Below are 18,527 nucleotides of genomic sequence, written 5' to 3' on the forward strand. Positions count from 1 at the left end.
TGTCCGGGCTGTTTCCGGCCGGCGGGTGGAAACAATCGGATACAAAAATGTCGTTCCCTCCGCCTAGCCGCTGCGCTAACTCCAACTGGCCGTCCGGACAGGCGGATGCCGGTGCCAGCCGGGTCGCAACCCTGTCCATTTGTTAATTTGTCAATGCATCGAAATTTCACGAAAGTGCGCGCACTTTTCTGGTCGACACGCCAGCTCCCTTCGATGTGTCCCGTTCCTTTCAATGTTCCAAGGAGATGCCTGCACCATGGGCGATACGCCCCATATCCTGATCGTGGAGGATGACCCGGATATCAGCGCCCTCGTCGCGCGGTATCTGGAGGGGAACGGCTTTCGCACGTCCGCCGCCGCGAACGGGCGCATGATGGATCGCGTGCTTGCCGATGCGCGCATCGACCTTGTGATTCTCGATCTGATGCTGCCGGGCGAAGATGGCCTCAGCATCTGCCGCCGGCTGCGGGCGGTGTCGCGCGTTCCGGTTCTGATGCTGACGGCGCGCGGGGAGGACATCGACCGCATCGTCGGGCTGGAAATGGGTGCTGACGATTATCTCGGCAAGCCGTTCAACCCGCGCGAGCTGATGGCGCGCATCCGCGCCATTCTCCGGCGGATGTCGCCGGGGCAGGGCGGTGCGGGCTATGGGGCCGCCGGAGATGGCGCCGGGGCGGATGACATGCCGGTGCATATCTTCGAGGGCTGGGTGCTCGACACGCGCCAGCGGCATCTGACCGATCCGGATGGCGCGCGTGTGTCGCTCACCGGGGCGGAGTTCGACCTGCTCACGGCGCTGTGCTCGCGTCCGCAACGTGTGCTGACCCGCGAGCAGTTGCTCGACCTCACACGTGGGCGGGAGGCTGGGCCGTTCGACCGCAGCATCGACATTCTCGTCAGCCGCCTGCGGCAGAAGCTCGAAAACGATCCGCGTGATCCGCAATTCATCAAGACCGTTCGCAGCAGCGGCTACATGTTTGCCGCCAAGGTGGAGCGGCAATGATGGCATGGCTGGTGTCCGCGCTGAATCCGCGGCGCATCGCGGGGCAGATCACGCTTCTGGTCATCGCCTCGGTGGTGCTGTCGCAGATTCTGATCTCGGTTGCGTTCTTTCTGCTGCTGCCCCCGCCGCGCGAGATGGATCGCGAGCGCCGCGACGCTGAACTGGCGCTGGTGGTCGATATCGTCGGGGACGTCGCCAAAGGCGCACCATCCGCCCCCGCGTCGGAACTGCTGGCCGGGCGCTACCCCTGGCTTGCCGTTTCCACGGAGTTGCCGTCCTGGGCGACGGTGGCGGTCACCAATGATGCGGCCGCCGCCCCGATCCTGTCATCGCGTGACGACGTGACGATGTACAGGCGCGACAAGCAGACCGGGCCGCGCAGCGATTTCGCCCTGCGCTTCGACAACGGCATGGTGCTGGTCGCCTCCGGGCTGCCGGATATTCCGCCGGGGCCGCCTGTGGGGGCGCGGCTGGTCGTCATGTTCGGCTTCCTCGCCCCGATGCTGGCGGTGATGACCTTCTGGGCGGTCACGGTGCTGACCGCGCCCTTGCGCCGTTTCACGGAGGCGGCGGAGAGCTTTGACGTCAACCGTGAGCACAAACCCCTGCGGGAGCAGGGGCCGGATGAAATCCGCCGCGCCGCCAAGGCATTCAACAGCATGCGGGATCGCATCAAGGAACTCATCGATGAGCGAACGCAGATGCTGCTGGCCGTGAGCCATGATCTGCGCACGCCTATTACGCGCCTGCGTCTGCGCACGGCCTTCATTGCCGACGAAACCGCCCGCGCACAGATGGAGCGCGACCTCGACCAGATGAACGCCATGCTGCGCTCGGCGCTGTCGCTGATTCGCGATGAGCGCAACGATCCGGCGCTGTCACCCATCGACGTGGCCAGCATCTCGCAAACTGTCACCGACGAGTTCGTCGAGCTGGGCCACGCCGTGAGCTATGAAGGGCCGGATCGCCTCGTATGCCCAGGGCGTTTCGACGACATGCACCGTGTGTTGACGAATCTCGTCGATAACGCCGTTCGCTATGCCGGTTCGGTTGTCATCCGTCTGCGGTATGGCGATAACGGCGGCATCGTGCTGACAGTCGAGGACGATGGACCGGGCATCCCGGAGGCGTGCAGGGAAACGGTGCTGAAGCCGTTCGTGCGCGTCGAGGATGAGCGCCCGATGCGGCCGGGGCAGGGGTTTGGCCTCGGGCTGTCCATCGTGCGCTCGCTCGTTCGCGCGCAGGGCGGTCGCCTGTCGCTGCATGACAATACACCACACGGACTTGTCGTCCGTATCGACCTGCCGCAATTGCCGGCGCATTCATCGGGACCGGGAAACTCATGACCGTCAGACGCCGCCGCCGGACGATCCTCAGGATATTGCTGCTTCTCGTCGTCGCCGGCGGGCTGGTCGCCGCTTACATGGCGTATCAGCGCGACCAGGCTGCGTCGCAGTCCGCCAACGTCATTACGGCGCCGGTGTCGCGCGGCGATATCGAGGTGACAGTGCTGGCCAGTGGCATCCTCAAGCCGGTGCGCCTGGTGGCGGTGGGCGCGCAGGCATCTGGCCGGGTTACGTCGCTCAAGGTCGAAGCCGGTCAGCAGGTGAAGGCCGGCGAGCTGGTAGCCGAGATCGACTCGATCACGCAGGAAAACGCGTTGCGTACCGCTGAAGCAGCCCTTGCCAACGCCCGCGCCCAGCGTGCCGAGAAGGTCGCGAACCTCAAGCTGTCCGAAATCACCGTGGAGCGTCAGCGGCGGATGGCCGCCCAGCGCGCCGTCTCGCAGGCCGAGCTGGATGCCGCCGAGGCGGACGTGGAAGTGATCCGCGCCCAGATTCAGGCGCTCGACGCGCAGATCATTCAGTCGCAAGTGGGCGTCGAGACCGCGCAGGCCAACCTCGGTTACACCCGCATCACCGCGCCCATCGACGGCACCGTGCTGGCCATCGTCACGCAGGAAGGCCAGACGGTGAATGCCGCGCAATCCGCGCCGACGATCATCATCCTTGGTCAGCTCGACACCATGACCGTGCGCGCCGAAATCTCCGAGGCGGACATCGTGCGCGTTTCGGAGGGCCAGCCGGTTTACTTCACGATTCTGGGCGAGGCCGCGCGGCGCTACGACGCCACGCTGCAGCGTATCGAACCCGCGCCGGAGTCGATTTCCAGCGACAGCAGCTTCAGCACGTCCTCGGGGGCGTCATCGTCCAGTTCGTCGACGTCTTCCTCGGCCATCTATTACATCGGCGTGTTCGATGTTCCCAACCCGGACGGGCAGTTGCGCACCTACATGACCGCCGAGGTGAATATCGTGCTCGGCCGCGCGGAAGATGTGCTGACGATTCCGGCGACGGCTCTCAGCGCGCCGTCGCGGGATGGCCGCACATATACGGTGCAGGTGATGGAGCCATCCGGCGCCATCGTGTCGCGCAAGATCGAGATCGGTCTCAATAACAAAATCAGGGCGCAGGTGCTTTCCGGGCTTCAGGAAGGCGACCGCATCGTGACGAGCAGCTTCGCCGCGCCGCCGGCGGGTGCGGCTGGTAGCGGTCCCGGCAGTGGGCCCGGCCGTCGCGGCCCGCCGCCGATGGGGCTGTGACCATGACGCAGCCCAATGATGACGTGCCGCTGCTGGTGGTGGAGCGCCTGCGGCGGGAATTTCCTGCCGGTGAGGGCACGCTCGCCGTGCTCAAGGATGTCGATCTGACGATTCACGCCGGGGAGATGGTCGCCATCGTCGGCGCATCGGGCTCGGGTAAATCGACGCTGATGAACATTCTCGGCTGTCTCGACCGGCCGACATCCGGGCATTATCGCATCCGTGGGCGGGAAACCTCGACGCTGGATAGCGATGAGCTGGCGAAGTTGCGGCGCGAACATTTCGGCTTCATCTTCCAGCGCTATCACCTGCTGCCGGAGCTGACGGCCATCGGCAATGTCGAGATTCCGGCCATTTACGCCGGTGTCGCGCCGCATGCGCGCGAGGAGCGGGCGGCGCAACTGCTGGGCCGCCTCGGCATGGAAGATCGCGTGTCGCATCGGCCCGGGCAGTTGTCCGGTGGGCAGCAGCAGCGCGTTTCGATTGCCCGCGCGCTCATGAACGGGGCCGATGTCATTCTGGCGGACGAGCCGACAGGCGCACTCGACTCCCGCAGCGGCGAGGAGGTTCTCGCGATCCTGCAGGAGTTGAACCGCTCCGGCAAGACGGTCGTCATCGTCACGCATGACATGGACGTGGCCCGCCGCGCCCAGCGCATCATCGAGATCCGCGACGGTGTCATCATCGCTGACCGCAAGACGGAGCAGGACGAGCGCAACGCCGCTGCCACCGAAGAAAACGTGCCCGAAGAAGCCCCGCGCGCGAAGCCGAAGACGGGCATCACCGCTGCCTTCGATCGTCTTGGCGAAGCGTTCCGCATGGCGTTCCTGTCGATGAGCGCGCACAAGCTGCGCACGTTCCTCACCATGCTGGGCATCATCATCGGCATCGCCTCGGTGGTGAGCGTGGTGGCGCTGGGCACCGGATCGCGGCAGAAAGTGCTCGCCAACATCTCCAACCTGGGCACCAATACGCTGGAGATCTTCGCCGGACGCGATTTCGGCGACACCCGTTCCGGCCGCATCACGACGCTCGTCGTCGCGGATGCCGATGCACTGGCGACGCAATCCTATGTGGCCGCCGTCACGCCGACCGTGTCCTCCAGCGGCCTGCTGCGTTTCGGCTCGGTATCCGCCAACGCGATGATCAACGGCGTCGGCGAGCAGTATTTCGACGCCAAGGGCGTCAAGATCGCGGACGGGCAGTTGTTCGACGCCGATAGCGTGCGCGACATGGCGCAGGATGTCGTCATCGATGACAACACCCGCAAGGCCCTGTTCGGCGAGTATGAAGGCAGCCCGGTGGGGCGGACCATCCTGATCGGCAACATGCCCGCGCGTATCGTGGGCGTGACGCAGCCGCAGCAGGGCGGTTTCGGCTCCAGCCAGAATTCATCGGTTTTCCTGCCTTATACGACGGTTCAGAAGCGTATTCTGGGCAACACCACTTTGCGCAGCATCACCGTGCGCGTTGCCGACGAGGTGCCAACCGCCTTGGCCGAGCAGGCCGCAACCGCCTTTCTCACGGCGCGTCACGGCGTGAAGGACTTCTTCATCCTCAACACCGACGACATCCGCCAGACCATCACCAGCACCACCGAAACGCTTACGCTGCTGATCGCGGCGATCGCCCTGATTTCGCTTCTCGTCGGCGGCATCGGCGTGATGAATATCATGCTCGTTACGGTGTCCGAGCGCGTGGGAGAGATCGGCGTGCGCATGGCCGTGGGGGCGCGCCAGAGCGACATCATGCAGCAGTTCCTCATCGAGGCCATTGTCGTCTGCTTCATTGGCGGCATTGGCGGTGTGGGACTGGCGTTGGCGCTCGGTCCGATTTTCGACGCTGTTGGCTCCAGCTTCCAGCTCGTCTACTCGTCCGCGTCCATCATCGGCTCGATGCTGTGCTCGACGATCATCGGCGTCGCTTTCGGGTACCTGCCCGCACGCAGCGCGGCGCAGCTCGATCCGGTCGTGGCCCTGTCCCGCAACTGATGCGGACTCGGCATTGCGGGGTTTCCTGCGTATAATGCCAGACGTGTATCGGCAGGGAGAGGGCTTATGGACAGTCTTCCGATCAGCAGGGCGTTCACGTTGCTGGAGCCGGGGCCTGTGATCCTCGTTTCCACCCACGATGGCCGCAAGGCCAACCTGATGACCATTACCTGGACGATGGTGTTGGGCTTCTCGGCCAATTTCGCCATCACCACCGGCCCCTGGAACTACTCCTACGCGGCATTGCGCGACAGGCGGGAATGCGTCATCGCCATTCCCACCGTCGACCTCATCGATACGGTGGTCGGCATTGGGACATGCTCCGGCGCGGACACGGATAAGTTATCCCGCTTCGGTCTGACACCCGCCGCCGCACGGCATGTCAGCGCGCCGCTCGTGCGGGAATGCCTCGCCAACATCGAATGCCGCGTCACCGACATCGTCGAGGCCCACGGCATTGTCGTGCTTGAAGGGGTGGCCGCTTATATCGACACCGGCCGCAAGGAGCGCCGGACGCTTCATGCGGTAGGCGACGGCACCTTCATCGTGGACGGCGAAACGCTGGACCGGAGGGAGATGATGCGCTCGAAGCTGCCTGAGGGCCTCTGACCCTCAGGCATAGGATTGATTGTGGCTTTACTGCGTGAAAAACGCAGCGACGGCATCGAGTTCTTCCTTGCGAATCTCATGCCCGCCGTCATGAACACGGGTGATGACGTTCGCCTCTTGCGCCGCGAGGTAATCCACCAGCGCCTCGGTCATGGGCAACGGGCAGATCGGGTCTCGCTCGCCCGCTGTTACCAAAACATCGACACCGGCCAGCGCTGGATTTGGCTCCGGCTGCCACGGAATGAGCGGATGCATCAGCACCACCCGATCGAACAGTCGCGGCGCGCTGAGGATCACGGACGCAAGGATATTGGCGCCGTTGGAATAGCCCAGTCCGTAAACCGGCGCACCGGCGTTCGCCTGCCGATGCGCGGCGATGAAGCCGGCCATCTTGTCGGTACGGGCGGCAAGATCCTGCATGTCATAGACCCCTTCGGCCATACGGCGGAAGAAGCGATTGGCTCCGTGCTCGGACACGTCCCCGCGCGGCGCGACAATGCCGGCGTCCGGTAGCAGACGGGCGATCAGCCCGGCAAACTGGTGCTTGTCACCGCCAGTGCCGTGGAACGCGAACACCAGCGGCGCACCGGGCGCGGCGGGTTTGAGGAAATGGTGATAGGCATGGGCTGACATCGCCTGTCTCCGATGGTTGTCTGCAAATGATGGGTATGATCTCAGTCGATGGGAGGCAGCATTTCCTCGATCCGGCTGCGCAGATGCGCGTGCTGCGCCGGAATCCGGAGCGACTGGCCCAGATGCGCGGTATCCTCGTCACGGTCGAAACCGGGCTCGTTGGTCGAAATCTCGAACAGGACACCGCCGGGCGTGCGGAAATAAATGGCCCAGAAGTAATCCCGGTCGATCACCGGCGTTACGTAATATCCGGTGTCGATCAGCGCCTTGCGCACTTCAAGTTGCGCCGCCCGGTTCTCGACGGCGAAGGCGACGTGGTGGACGGAGCCAGCACCCTCACGGGTATGAGTCACGTCCGGCAGCGCCTCCACATCGATGACGCTCGCCCCGTTGCCCTCTGGCACGAAGAACCGCGTCACGTTGTCCTTCGTCTCGAACAGGCGATACCCCATATATTGCAGCAGCTCCGCCGTTGCCCCCGCGCTGCGCAGCCGCAGTGAAACGGAATGAAAACCGCGGATTTCTACATCGGGATCGACGCCACCGTGTGTCCATGGAACGCGTGGATCGCCATCGACTTCCGCGAGCGCGAAGCTATCGCTGTCCGGTCCTGAGAAATAGAGGCGGTTCTCGCCGAAAACCGTCTCTTCGCTCAACCCCGCGACGCCGGCGGCGGCAAGGCGCTCCTTCCAGAAGCCCAGCGCGCCCTTCGGCACCGAGAAAACCGTCGTCCCGACCTCGCCGGTGCCGGGGCGGCCACGGGCAATGTGAGGGAAGGGGAAATACGTCATCACCGTGCCGGGCGTGCCGGCTTCATCGCCATAATAGAGGTGGTACACCGATGGCTCGTCGAAGTTCACTGTCTTCTTGATGCGGCGCAGCCCCAGAACCTTGGTGAAGAAGTCGTTGTTCTGCCGGGCATCGGCAGCCAGCGACGTAACGTGATGCAGGCCCTTGATCGCGGTAAGCATGGCTTTGCTCTCCTGAACGCATGAATTGCTTGAACAGGAAGATAAGCCCGGACACCATGAATGATAATGCATGCAATCTGGCATATATTATTGCGCGCACTGCAATAATATATGCCTCAGCGCCAGCCGAGGCCCGGAGCGACGTGCTTGAGGATCGCTTCGATGACATGGGCGTTGTAGGCGACGCCGAGCTGGTTGGGCACGGTCAGCAGCAGCGTGTCGGCTTCGGCGATGCCCTCGTCCTTGCGGAGTTGCTCGATCAGCGCATCCGGCTCGGCGGCATAGCTGCGGCCGAAAATGGCACGCGTCATGTCGTCGATGAAGCCCACCGAGTCCTGCTCCTTGCTTCCGTTGCCGAAATAGGCCCGGTCCCTGTCATCGACCAGCGCGAAAATGCTGCGGCTGACGGATACGCGTGGCTCGCGCGTGTGGTCCGCTTCCTTCCATGCCTGCCGATAGGCGCGGATCTGCCTGGCCTGCTGAACGTGAAACGGTTCGCCGGTCTCGTCATTCTTCAAGGTGGAGCTTTGCAGGTTCATGCCGAGTTTCGCCGCCCAAACGGCAGTGGCATCGGAGCCAGCTCCCCACCAGATGCGTTCACGCAAACCTTCGGAATAAGGCTCAAGCCGCAGCAAGCCGGGCGGGTTGGGGAACATCGGGCGTGGATTGGGCTCCGCAAAACCTTCGCCGGCCAGCATGCGCAGGAAGATTTCGGCATGCTGGCGACCCATGTCCGCATCGGTCTTGCCATCCTCCGGCACGTAGCCGAAATACCGCCAGCCATCGATGACCTGCTCGGGCGAGCCACGGCTGATACCAAGCTGAAGACGCCCGCCGGCGATCAGATCCGCCGCGCCGGCATCCTCGGCCATGTAAAGCGGGTTTTCATACCGCATATCGATAACCGCCGTGCCGATCTCGATTCGGCTCGTCTTCGCGCCAACCGCCGCCAGCAGTGGGAAGGGCGATGCCAGCTGGCGGGCAAAATGATGTACGCGGAAATAAGCCCCGTCAGCGCCCAATTCCTCGGCGGCGACGGCCAGATCGATCGATTGCAAAAGCGCATCGCCAGCCGAGCGGGTGCCGGATTGCGGGGAGGGCGCCCAGTGCCCAAAGGAGAGAAAACCGATTGTCTTCATGATGGCGCTCCTTAGTTTTCCTGTCCGCGCGGCTGCGTGCAAGATACTACGTCCATCAGATCCGGCAATGACAGAAAAACCGCCGTTTCGATGACCGCAGCCCATGCACTCTGCGGTGTCCATGTGGACGGGGTATAAAACCCTTATATGTCAATGAGATGCAGCCTTTTTATGCCAACTGGCGGATAAATTCTGCTGCGGACGGTCGGTTATACGAATAATGCCCGATGAACAATCCGTATAAAGATCAGTGATCGATCGTCAAATCCGGGAAACGCCCCCGGGCGTCCGTTAAAAGCTTGATGACGCCTGTGGAAAAGTTGATTTCGGTTTATAGTAAACACTAATTAAACATTTGATTCGATATTCATGTCCGATGATGCGTCGTTTATGGTGGGTTTCGTGTAACCGACCATCGACGTTAAGCGTTGTCGTTTGTGGTTTCGGGTCCTCCTTGCGTTCAAGTTGGCATGGGTTTGGCCTGGACTTGCAAAAGATATGTTTTGTTTGTCGATGGCCAGAAGTCACGCCAAGGGGGTCTGAATGGAAGCTGATACCCGAATGATCGGGCAGCCTGATAAGAGTCTCGCGACTTCCGATGCAGCCCTCGGCCGTTTTCCCATATCCTCTTTCGGGCGCAGCGATGTTGCGCGTTACGCTCGCTCCTTCCTCGTGATGGCTGCCGCTTCCGTGTGCCTGTCGGCCTGCGCCACTCGTTTCGAGCCCGAAAACCTTGAGATCATCAGCCAGATTACCGAGGTGCCGCGTAGCCGCGCCATGATCATTCCGGGTCCGGGGAGATTCGGCCTCGTCACCGTTCTCGAACGGCGCTACTCGAATGCCTATTCTCAGGAACTGCTGCTGGAGACCTCGGCTCGCCGCCCCGGTCAGAACAATATACGTGTCGCCTTCGTGCTGCCTGGCAGCACGACCGGGCCGGGCGAGGACGAACTGGACCTGATGCGCCTGTCGCCGGAAACGGTGTCGCGCGATATGAGCGAGCAGTTCCCCGGCGTCAATATGTCTATTTCCGCATTCTTCGTCCAGAATCGCTTTGGCCCGTTCGGTTTCGCCACAGGGCGTTCGGCTTATGGCGACAACTGTGTTTATGCGTGGCAAATCATTGCGCCGGATCGCCCGCTTTCACTGTTCTCCGCACCCAAGGGCAAGATCAATATCAGGCTTCAGATTTGCGACTCTACCGCCACGACCGCGGAGATTCTGGATGTCATGTATAATTTCACGATCAACGCCTATCTGTCGCAATGGAACTGGATGCCGCTGGAGGATACGCCGCCGCTGAATCCCCAGTTCGGCGAGCCAGGCGCCGAAGTTCGTCCGGTGCCCCTTGCCCCGCCAGAGGTGCTTGTTGTACCAGCTCCCGCAGCGGTATCAGCATCGAGTGGAAGACGAGTTAGGCCGGAAACAGTCATCGGGAGCGATGATATTTTCGAATATAGTACTGCGCCGACACGTTCTTCACGTTCCGGCACCGCTCGCGATCGCGATACTGATCCTGTAGCCATCGGTAATTATCCAATCGTCCCGCCACCTCCCTGAAGCAGCCCAACCGTGAGTTTCGTCAAGTGCTCCCAAGGACGTTGAAATGAAAAAACTTGGCGCAGGGCTGCTGTGGGCCATTCTGCTGGTGATTTTCTTCAGCCTCATCACTGTGCCCGTGAGTATGCAGGCGCATCTCGTGTTTACCTGCTTCGTCATCCTGATGATGGTGACGCTGAAGACGCTGCGCGTTGAGGGCGCGGGGCGTATCATCGTTATTTCTCTCGGCATGAGCGTGATCCTGCGCTACGCTTACTGGCGCACCACGAGCACGTTGCCGCCGGTCAATCAGCTTGAGAACTTTATTCCCGCCATCATGCTCTATTCAGCGGAGATGTATGGCATCGGTATGTTGTGCCTCGGCCTTTTCGTGGTGGCCAATCTGCCGGAGCCGCGCATCTGCCCCGAAGTGCCGGACGACGAGCTGCCGACCATCGACGTATACGTGCCCACGTACAACGAAGATAAGGTCATGCTCGCCACCACGCTGGCCGCGGCCAAGAGCATGGAGTACCCGCCCGGCAAGGTGACGGTCTGGCTGCTGGACGACGGCGGAACAGACCAGAAGTGCAATGCCGAGGATGCCGTCACGTCAACGGCGGCGCGTGAAAGACGCGCCGAGCTGACGAAGTTGTGCGAGGAACTGGGCGTTCGCTACATCACGCGTGAGCGCAACGTCCACGCCAAGGCCGGCAACATGAACAATGCGCTCGAACATTCGTCGAGCGAGCTGTTGGTTATTTTCGACGCCGACCACGCGCCGGCGCGGAACTTCCTGAAGGAAACGATCGGTCTCTTTTCGAAGGATGAGAAACTGTTTCTTGTCCAGACGCCGCACTTTTTCATCAATCCGGACCCGGTCGAGCGCAATCTGGGTACGTTCAACACGATGCCGTCCGAAAACGAGATGTTCAACAACATCATCCTTCAGGGACTGGACAAGTGGAATGCGGTGTTCTTCTGCGGCTCCGCTGCCGTGCTGCGCCGGGTCGCGGTAGAGAGTAACGGGGGCTTCAGTCACAACACCATTACCGAAGACTGCGAAACGGCGCTCAATCTGCATTCGCGCGGCTGGCGCAGCGCCTATGTCGGCAAGCCGCTGATCGCGGGGTTGCAGCCGGAAACCTATGCGAACTTCATCGGTCAGCAGTCGCGCTGGGGGCAGGGCATGCTCCAGATCATGATGTTCTACTTTCCGCCGCTGAAGTCCGGGCTGACGCTGGCCCAGCGACTGTGCTACACGTCGAGCGGCCTCTACTGGCTATTCCCGTTGCCGCGCACGCTGTTTCTGATCTCGCCGCTGTTGTTTATATTCCTCAACCTGAAGATCTTTGTGATTTCGGGCGCGGAGTTTCTGGCCTACGTTATTCCGTATATGATCGTGAACCTGCTTATACAGAACTATCTGTATGGCAAACGCCGCTGGCCGTGGGTTTCGGATCTGTATGAATACATACAAATTATCTATTTGCTGCCGGCCATCATTTCCGTGGTGATGAATCCGCGCAAGCCATCGTTCCGCGTGACTGCCAAGAACGAAGTGCAGGAAGAAGACCGCATTTCGGAAATCGGCATGCCGTTCTTCCTGCTGTATGCGGTCTTTGCGCTGACCTTCATTGTCTCGGTGGTGACGGTATTCATGTATCCGCACATGCTGGGGCTGATGATCGCCGTCGGTGGCTGGAACGTGCTCAATCTGGTGATCGCGGGCGGTGCGCTGGGCGTGGTTTCCGAGCGGCGCAATCTGCGGCGCACCCATCGCGTCAATATCGAACGGCGATGCGAGATTACGCTGGAATCCGGCACAGCCTATGCCGGGACCATTGAGGATGTGTCGATCGGCGGTTCGTCGATCCGTATCGCCGGCGCAAAACTAAAGGACGTGCCGAAGGGGAGCATGATCTCCGTCAGCTTCGAGATGAGCGACCACAAGGTCAGCGGGCCGCTGCCGATGATCGTGCGCGGCGGCCGGCAGGTTGACGGCGTGGTCCATATCGGTTGCGAATTCAACGTTACGCAGACCTCACAGTACTTCCTGATTTCCGACCTTGTGTTCGCCAACAGCGACAAGTGGCAGAAGTTCCAGAATTCCCGCGCCGTCGATATCGGTCTGCTGCGCGGAACGCTCTGGTTCATCCGCATCGCACTCTATCAGACTGGCCGCGGTTTTGCCTTTCTGCTGTCCAAAACCAAGCCGTCATCGACAGGGGCGAAGTCATGAGTGCGAAACGATCAGCGACCGTCGCCGTATTGTTGTGCGCACTGACGCTGTCCCTCGTGCTCGTGGTGTCGCTCTTGGTCGGGGTGCCGTTGGCGGCGGAAGACAAGGATGTGCGCATAGCGCAGGTGGCGCAGGTTGCTCCCTTCGATATCAGGGGCGGGGGCGGGGGCGGCGCTCCTGCGCCCGGCGGCACGCCGATAACGACCGCCTCGCTGCCGGCCGACAATCCGATTGGGCGCTATCTGCTGCCAATGGGCAACCTGCGGTTCTCCGGCGAGCGTAACATCCGCTCGTGGAACATCTTCCTGACCCGCGAGGAGGTCAGCGCGGTGCAGGATCTACGGGTAACGTACATCAATGCCATCACGGTCATGCCGGAGGTGTCACGCCTGACGGTGTTCATCAACGAGCGGCAGGTGTTCAGATCCGCGATTGCGTCTTCAAGCAGTCCCAGGACAGTGGATATTCCGCTGCCGGAAGGGCTGTTGCATGCCGGGGCGAATGTGGTTCGGTTCGAGGCTGAGCAGCGCCATCGTGTTGTCTGCTCGGTGGCTGGCACCTATGAATTGTGGACGGATATCGTTGCTGCCCGCACAGGTCTGGTGTTTTCACCGGGCGTCGGTATTGGCCGGTTTCAGTCCGTGGACGAACTTCCGGCCGTGGGTTTCGACGAGAACGGGCAAACGACGCTTGCCGTTGTCGTGCCCGAGGTTCTGGACACAGCCGTCGAAAGGCAGATTCTGATGCTGTCTCAGGCGCTTGCACTGCGCGGGCGCTTTATCCATCCGGTCGTGCGTCTTCCGGATACGTTGCCGGAAGAATCCCGTCCCGGCGAACTCGTCGTGGTAATGACGCAGAACCACCGCCTGCCGCGCGAACTGGCATCGAGACTGCCCCCCGGCAGTTCGCATGCCATCGTGGATTTCGTCCCCCTGCGCGACAAGAGTTCCGCCCTGCTGATCACTGGCGGCACGGCGGGGGATATCGACCGCGCCATCCAGAGCATCGTGCCGCGCTTCGCTGCCGATCCGGCGGCGAAGCCGGAAGTCGACATGGCGTCGTTCTATTATCCGGAAGTTCCCTTCATTTCGGAGGGAACGAGCATCTCCTTGAGCCAGCTTGGCGTCGAGAGCCAGGAGTTTTCCGGCAGGCGCTTCGTCACCACGCTGACCCTGGCCCTGCCTGCCGATTTTTATTCCGAAGCCTATGGTGAGGCGCAGCTTCTGCTGGATGCCGGTTTCGCGACATCGCTTCTGCATAACAGCAACTTCATCGTATCGGTCAACGGCAATACGACGGTTGTGCAGCCTATCGAGGTCAGGGCCGGGGATTTGTGGGATCAGATGCCCATCCGTATTCCCCTGCGTCATTTCCGGCCGGGCGTGAACACCATCGAACTCGAAGGTGTTTTCGAAACCACGGAAGACAGTATCTGCGCACCGGGAACGACGATTTCCAACCAGCCTCGATTTGCGCTCTTCGATAGCAGCAGGCTTATCATTCCCGATTTTGGCCGCATGGGCCGGATTCCGGATCTGGGAGCGTTCAGCGCGCGAGGTTTTCCCTACTGGCAGTCGACGGAGCCGCTGCCGGTGTTTCTGGCCGATCGGGAGCGGGATACGGCCGCGGCCGCAGCCACGCTCGTAGCGCGTGTCGCCTTTGGCGCACAGCGATTCGTGACCATCGACATCGTTCCCAGCCTCAGTTCGATCCGGCAGCAGGGGGCGCTGCTGGTCGGCGCGGCAGCGCAGATGCCCGTTGCGGTTTTGGCGCAGGTGGGGCTTGTGCAAGATCTGCGCGCAATTTGGTCTCAACCATCCTCCGCGCCGGAAGAGACGGTTAATCTTGGCCTGAGCGATTACGATTCCGTCGCCGAACGTTTCCGCACCCGCCAGAGCGCGACGGGAAACACGGATCTTCGGGAGGCATGGCGCAGGGGGGGCGTGGCCGCCGACGCCGATACAGCGGATTATCAGGGCAGCGAGCGCGGCTTCAGCGGCTGGGTCAAGGAGACCTTCGATTTGTCGGTTGATGATCTGCTTCCATCATGGAAACCGACTCTTTATACCCCCACCAGCGGCACCTCGCTCATTCTGGCGCAGGGCGCCAGCCCCGGCGGCACCGGAGCATGGACCGTGATGACGGCGGGTACGCCAGCCATGCTCTCCAACGCCATCGCGCGTTTGACGCGTCCCGAGCTATGGACCCGTGTCGATGGCAAGATTACTGTTTTCCGGATGTCATCTGATACGGTAAAAGTGATTATGCCGGAACGCACGAGCTTTGTGCCGACCCGGCCGGCCGAACTGTTCAATCTGCACCGCGTTGCGGCGAACTGGCTGTCCGAAAACCTTCTGGTCTACGCGCTTACCTTGTTTGCCGTGTGCATCCTTCTCGGTGCCAGCGCCTATGCCCTCCTGAACCAATTGGGAAGACGATGATGCGCTACTCTTTCTCGACCGGCTCGAAGCAGACCAGAGCAGCCATCGCCTTGGCGATCGCTTTCGCTGCCGCGTTGCTGTGCTTCATGACCATCAGTTCCTCAGCCGCTGTGGCCCAGCCGGCGGCAAGAATACAATCCGGTGCGAATGCCCTGATAAGTCCGGATGAGTGGCAGCAATACCGCTCTCGCTTCATCACCTCCGGACGGGTGGTGGACGACGCCAACGGCAACATCAGTCACAGCGAGAGCCAGGGTTACGGCATGCTGCTGGCGGTGCTTGCAAACGATCCGGCCACCTTCGACGCTTTGTGGAGCTTCGTGCGCACGGATCTGCTCATCCGCGACGACGGGCTGGTCGCGTGGCGCTGGGATCCGAAATCCCAGCCACATGTCACGGATGTCAACAATGCCAGTGACGGCGACATTCTGATCGCCTATGCCCTTCTGCTCGGCGCCGATAAGTGGGGCCGGCCGGAACTGGCGGCCTCCGCACGCAAGATTATCAGTGCTCTGGCCCAGCACAGCGTATCCCAGATCGGTGGGCAGCCCATGCTGATGCCGGGTGTGGAAGGCTTCGGCCCAGGCACGCGCAATGATGCGCCGGTCGTGAACCCGTCATACTGGATTTTCGAAGCGCTACCGTTGTTCAGCAAGGTGGATAACGGCAAGGACGTCTGGAACCAGCTGACGAAGAGCGGTCTCGATCTCATCGACGAATCCCGTTTCGGGCCTGCCGGTATTCCGCCTGAGTGGGTGTCGCTGCGCGATCCTGCCCGCCCGATGCTGGCGGACGGCTTTCCCGAGGAGTACGGCTATAATGCCTTGCGCATTCCGCTTTATCTGCTACGGGCTGGCATAGACGACCGCAAGCGCCTTGAGCGTTTCCGGGCTATGTGGACGCGGAACGGGCGTCCGGCCGCCGGCATCATCGATGTCGCCACCGGCAGGTCGACCCATATGTTGAAAGATCCCGGCTATGAAATTATCGCTGCCGCTCTGTCTTGTGCGCTCGACGGGACTCCGATTCCCGATAATCTGAAGCAGTTTTCGCCGACGCTGTATTATCCCTCGACACTCCACCTTCTCGGCCTGTCGCTGGTGAGGGAGAGGTATCCTCAATGTCTTTGAAATCGCTTTCCCCTTATCTTCTGCTTCTCGCCGCGGGCGGCGCGTTTCTCGTCTATTACAATGGCGGGGTGCCGGGGATATGGAAAGACGACCAGCCGATCAGCAGCCTTACCTCGGCCGACAGGGAACTGGTTTCGACCGTTGCCGATACGCGGCTGGGCACGCAGCAGGCAGCTACCCGGCGGACCGGCTCCGATGGGCCGCAGGTTGACGAAAGCGCCATCTATTATTACGCCGCTCAGCGCGACTGGGTGCGCATGCGCGCCGAGATCGAGCGTCTGCGCGCGCTTTATCCGAACTGGGTACCGCCCGAAAACCCCGAACTGGGGCAATCGTCCATCGATCCTGAATTGCAGCAGTTCTGGGCGCTGTTCTCGGAGGGCAACTATCCCGCTGTGCGCGACGCCATCGCCAAGCGCCAGCAAAGCGATCCGGACTGGACGCCGCCTGCCGAACTGACCTCTAAACTGGCTGAGGCGGAGGCACGCCTGCGGCTCGTCAATGCCGGCAAGGCCGAGCAGTGGGCGACCGTGCTGCGGGTAGCGAACGAAAATGCCGGCCTCCTCACTTGCGCCAACGTCGAGGCACTATGGACAGTGGCCGAAGCCTTTGTGAAAACCGACGAGGCCGCACGTGGACTGGACGTCTACAAATATGTGCTCGACAACTGCACCAACGAGGAAGAGCGCGTCGGCACCATCGAGAAGGCTGTCGGAATTTTGCCTATTGCTGAGGCGGAGCAACTTGTGGCGTCCAACACCGGCGAGGCTTACGACAACGCGCGTGACACGCTGGTTCGCCGCCGTGTTGGCGAAGCCGCACAGGATTCAAGCAAAACCGCCAGTGCAACCGACCTTGCAAGAATGGAGCAGATCGTTTCCGCCAGCGACGTGACGGCCGACGATGCCATGCTGCTCGCGTTCTATCTCTACACCCATGGCGATCCGACGCGCGCTGCCCAGATGTTCAGGATCGCCCTCGACAAGAACGGCGGTGCGAAAGCGGGCGAGGGCTATGTTTTGGCCATGCATGCGCTGGAGCGTTTTCTGGAGGCCGAGCCCGTCGCCTACGAATGGCGCGACTCCAATGCTGACAGCATGAAAGCTTACCTCGATCTGATGACGGCCGCGCTGTCGAAACAGCCGCCATTGGAGATCAGCGAAGCGGTTATCCAGCGTTTCGTGCCGGTTGTCGTGCAGCAACAGTCGAGCTTCGGCGGCCAGGCTCTTGGCTGGTATGCCTATAACACCGGCCAGATCGAGAATGCAGAACGTTGGTTCATTCAGGCCCTCAAGTGGGATCGTGATAGCGAGCCCTCGGCCTACGGTCTGGCGATCGCGCGGCAGCGGCTGAAAAATACTCGTGGCTTTGCCGCAGTCGTCAACGCATGGCGCAGCCGTTCCGACCGCATCGACGATCTTGCGCGGGGGATCAACCTGCATGCCCCCCGGCCGACCGACAGTGGCGGCGGTGTCGCGCAGCGGCAGGAAAAGCCCGTCAGCGTGATCACGGACGATGACAGGGAGTTGTTCGGGGCCGCGCCGACCGCCAATGGATCCATTGCTCGCAGCCGAGGCCGTGACAACGCGCAGGTCATTCCGGCCAGCAGCTCCGCTCCCGCAGGGCAGCCTGCTGCCGCCGCGCGTCGTGCTGGCAGCAGGTGCTCATCTGCGTCTTCTCTAAACGATCTGCAACGTCTTTCCGCTTCTGCGGCCATGTCTCTGGGCTGGTGTCTGATGGATCTCGAACGGCCGCTGGAGGCCGCGCGCGCTTTCGATGCAGCAATGGAACGAAGCACTACCGCCAAGGCTCGGGGAGAAGCTGCTTATGGCAAGAGCTACGCCTATCTGCGCGCCGGATTGACCAGCAAGGCGACAGTAGCTGCGTCCAATGCCCAGGTCAGCACCGCTCGTCAGCGAGAACTGCGCATCGCCCTGTTAACCCAGCAGGCGGGTGCCGCTTACGCTGCCGGACGCTACGCGGACGCAATCTTCTCACTCGATGCGAGGAGTCAGCTTGCGCCGGAACAGACAGACCTTATGATGTTGCGAGCATGGGCGTATGTCAATCTTGGCCGGCTTGACGAAGCCGAGCGTATTTTCAAGCTTGTGCAGCGTACCGGCGGATCGCGAGATGCGGCGACGGGCCTTTCCGTTATCCACGAGCGGCGCGGTCTGAACAAATACTGAGGCAGTGCTGGCGAACGCCTTCGCTCCGGAGGACAGAT

13 protein-coding genes are annotated in these 18,527 nt (G+C 61.8%); 10 read left to right on the top strand and 3 right to left on the bottom strand.

Annotation, left to right across the window (positions count from 1 at the left end):
* Window positions 1-256: 256 nt before the first annotated feature.
* The 5 genes from FHS81_RS08430 (at window position 257) to FHS81_RS08450 (ending at window position 6,205) form a co-directional block, all read left to right on the top strand.
* Window positions 257-1,003 (top strand): response regulator, encoded by a 747-nt coding sequence (locus FHS81_RS08430; RefSeq protein WP_183751844.1) that lies wholly within the window; start codon window positions 257-259, stop codon window positions 1,001-1,003.
* A complete protein-coding gene (locus FHS81_RS08435) occupies window positions 1,000-2,349 on the top strand; it encodes an ATP-binding protein (RefSeq protein ID WP_183751846.1) in 1,350 nt (449 codons plus the stop codon). Before FHS81_RS08430 ends, FHS81_RS08435 begins: the two co-directional genes overlap by 4 nt.
* Window positions 2,346-3,605, top strand: coding sequence for an efflux RND transporter periplasmic adaptor subunit (locus tag FHS81_RS08440; RefSeq protein WP_183751848.1), 1,260 nt, complete (start codon window positions 2,346-2,348; stop codon window positions 3,603-3,605). Before FHS81_RS08435 ends, FHS81_RS08440 begins: the two co-directional genes overlap by 4 nt.
* 2 nt (window positions 3,606-3,607) lie before the next feature.
* Entirely contained in the window at window positions 3,608-5,596 is a 1,989-nt protein-coding gene (locus tag FHS81_RS08445; protein ID WP_183751850.1) for a MacB family efflux pump subunit, read from the top strand.
* A gap of 66 nt (window positions 5,597-5,662) precedes the next feature.
* Window positions 5,663-6,205 (top strand): flavin reductase family protein, encoded by a 543-nt coding sequence (locus FHS81_RS08450; protein WP_183751852.1) that lies wholly within the window; start codon window positions 5,663-5,665, stop codon window positions 6,203-6,205.
* Between the two features lie 27 nt (window positions 6,206-6,232).
* On the opposite strand, the gene FHS81_RS08455 is transcribed toward FHS81_RS08450, so the two are convergent.
* The 3 genes from FHS81_RS08455 to FHS81_RS08465 all read right to left on the bottom strand — a co-directional run bounded on the left by FHS81_RS08455 (window position 6,233) and on the right by FHS81_RS08465 (window position 8,948).
* A complete protein-coding gene (locus FHS81_RS08455; RefSeq protein ID WP_183751854.1) occupies window positions 6,233-6,838 on the bottom strand; it encodes an alpha/beta hydrolase in 606 nt (201 codons plus the stop codon).
* A gap of 41 nt (window positions 6,839-6,879) precedes the next feature.
* Window positions 6,880-7,809, bottom strand: a complete 930-nt coding sequence (locus tag FHS81_RS08460; protein ID WP_183751856.1) for a VOC family protein — start codon at window positions 7,807-7,809, stop codon at window positions 6,880-6,882.
* Between the two features lie 116 nt (window positions 7,810-7,925).
* The gene (locus FHS81_RS08465) at window positions 7,926-8,948 is read right to left on the bottom strand and encodes an LLM class flavin-dependent oxidoreductase (protein ID WP_183751858.1); all 1,023 of its coding nucleotides are present in this window, start codon (window positions 8,946-8,948) and stop codon (window positions 7,926-7,928) included.
* A gap of 543 nt (window positions 8,949-9,491) precedes the next feature.
* Between FHS81_RS08465 and bcsN the strand changes: the two genes are divergently transcribed.
* From bcsN to FHS81_RS08490, 5 genes are read left to right on the top strand one after another with little or no spacing between them, the layout of a single operon-like run.
* Window positions 9,492-10,508 (top strand): cellulose biosynthesis protein BcsN, encoded by a 1,017-nt coding sequence (gene bcsN, locus FHS81_RS08470; RefSeq protein ID WP_183751861.1) that lies wholly within the window; start codon window positions 9,492-9,494, stop codon window positions 10,506-10,508.
* Window positions 10,509-10,554: 46 nt separating this feature from the next.
* Window positions 10,555-12,729, top strand: a complete 2,175-nt coding sequence (bcsA, locus tag FHS81_RS08475) for a UDP-forming cellulose synthase catalytic subunit (protein ID WP_183751863.1) — start codon at window positions 10,555-10,557, stop codon at window positions 12,727-12,729.
* On the top strand, window positions 12,726-15,170 hold the full coding sequence (locus FHS81_RS08480) for a cellulose biosynthesis cyclic di-GMP-binding regulatory protein BcsB (RefSeq protein ID WP_183751865.1): 2,445 nt from the start codon (window positions 12,726-12,728) through the stop codon (window positions 15,168-15,170). Before bcsA ends, FHS81_RS08480 begins: the two co-directional genes overlap by 4 nt.
* Entirely contained in the window at window positions 15,167-16,300 is a 1,134-nt protein-coding gene (locus tag FHS81_RS08485; RefSeq protein WP_246374912.1) for a family 8 glycosyl hydrolase, read from the top strand. The genes FHS81_RS08480 and FHS81_RS08485 overlap by 4 nt, the downstream gene beginning before the upstream one ends.
* On the top strand, window positions 16,291-18,489 hold the full coding sequence (locus FHS81_RS08490; protein WP_183751867.1) for a tetratricopeptide repeat protein: 2,199 nt from the start codon (window positions 16,291-16,293) through the stop codon (window positions 18,487-18,489). The genes FHS81_RS08485 and FHS81_RS08490 overlap by 10 nt, the downstream gene beginning before the upstream one ends.
* Window positions 18,490-18,527: the final 38 nt, after the last annotated feature.

Source organism: Pseudochelatococcus contaminans (assembly GCF_014195635.1).
GTDB lineage: Bacteria > Pseudomonadota > Alphaproteobacteria > Rhizobiales > Beijerinckiaceae > Pseudochelatococcus > Pseudochelatococcus contaminans.

What these genes read in the sequence shown, in the direction of transcription:
- FHS81_RS08460 (WP_183751856.1), bottom strand. Translation starts at nt 7,809, where the DNA reads ATGCTTACCGCGATCAAGGGCCTGCATCACGTTACGTCGCTGGCTGCC.
- FHS81_RS08465 (WP_183751858.1), bottom strand. Translation starts at nt 8,948, where the DNA reads ATGAAGACAATCGGTTTTCTCTCCTTTGGGCACTGGGCGCCCTCCCCG.
- FHS81_RS08490 (WP_183751867.1), top strand. Translation starts at nt 16,291, where the DNA reads ATGTCTTTGAAATCGCTTTCCCCTTATCTTCTGCTTCTCGCCGCGGGC.
- FHS81_RS08440 (WP_183751848.1), top strand. Translation starts at nt 2,346, where the DNA reads ATGACCGTCAGACGCCGCCGCCGGACGATCCTCAGGATATTGCTGCTT.
- FHS81_RS08485 (WP_246374912.1), top strand. Translation starts at nt 15,167, where the DNA reads ATGATGCGCTACTCTTTCTCGACCGGCTCGAAGCAGACCAGAGCAGCC.
- bcsA (WP_183751863.1), top strand. Translation starts at nt 10,555, where the DNA reads ATGAAAAAACTTGGCGCAGGGCTGCTGTGGGCCATTCTGCTGGTGATT.
- bcsN (WP_183751861.1), top strand. Translation starts at nt 9,492, where the DNA reads ATGGAAGCTGATACCCGAATGATCGGGCAGCCTGATAAGAGTCTCGCG.
- FHS81_RS08445 (WP_183751850.1), top strand. Translation starts at nt 3,608, where the DNA reads ATGACGCAGCCCAATGATGACGTGCCGCTGCTGGTGGTGGAGCGCCTG.
- FHS81_RS08430 (WP_183751844.1), top strand. Translation starts at nt 257, where the DNA reads ATGGGCGATACGCCCCATATCCTGATCGTGGAGGATGACCCGGATATC.
- FHS81_RS08435 (WP_183751846.1), top strand. Translation starts at nt 1,000, where the DNA reads ATGATGGCATGGCTGGTGTCCGCGCTGAATCCGCGGCGCATCGCGGGG.
- FHS81_RS08480 (WP_183751865.1), top strand. Translation starts at nt 12,726, where the DNA reads ATGAGTGCGAAACGATCAGCGACCGTCGCCGTATTGTTGTGCGCACTG.
- FHS81_RS08455 (WP_183751854.1), bottom strand. Translation starts at nt 6,838, where the DNA reads ATGTCAGCCCATGCCTATCACCATTTCCTCAAACCCGCCGCGCCCGGT.
- FHS81_RS08450 (WP_183751852.1), top strand. Translation starts at nt 5,663, where the DNA reads ATGGACAGTCTTCCGATCAGCAGGGCGTTCACGTTGCTGGAGCCGGGG.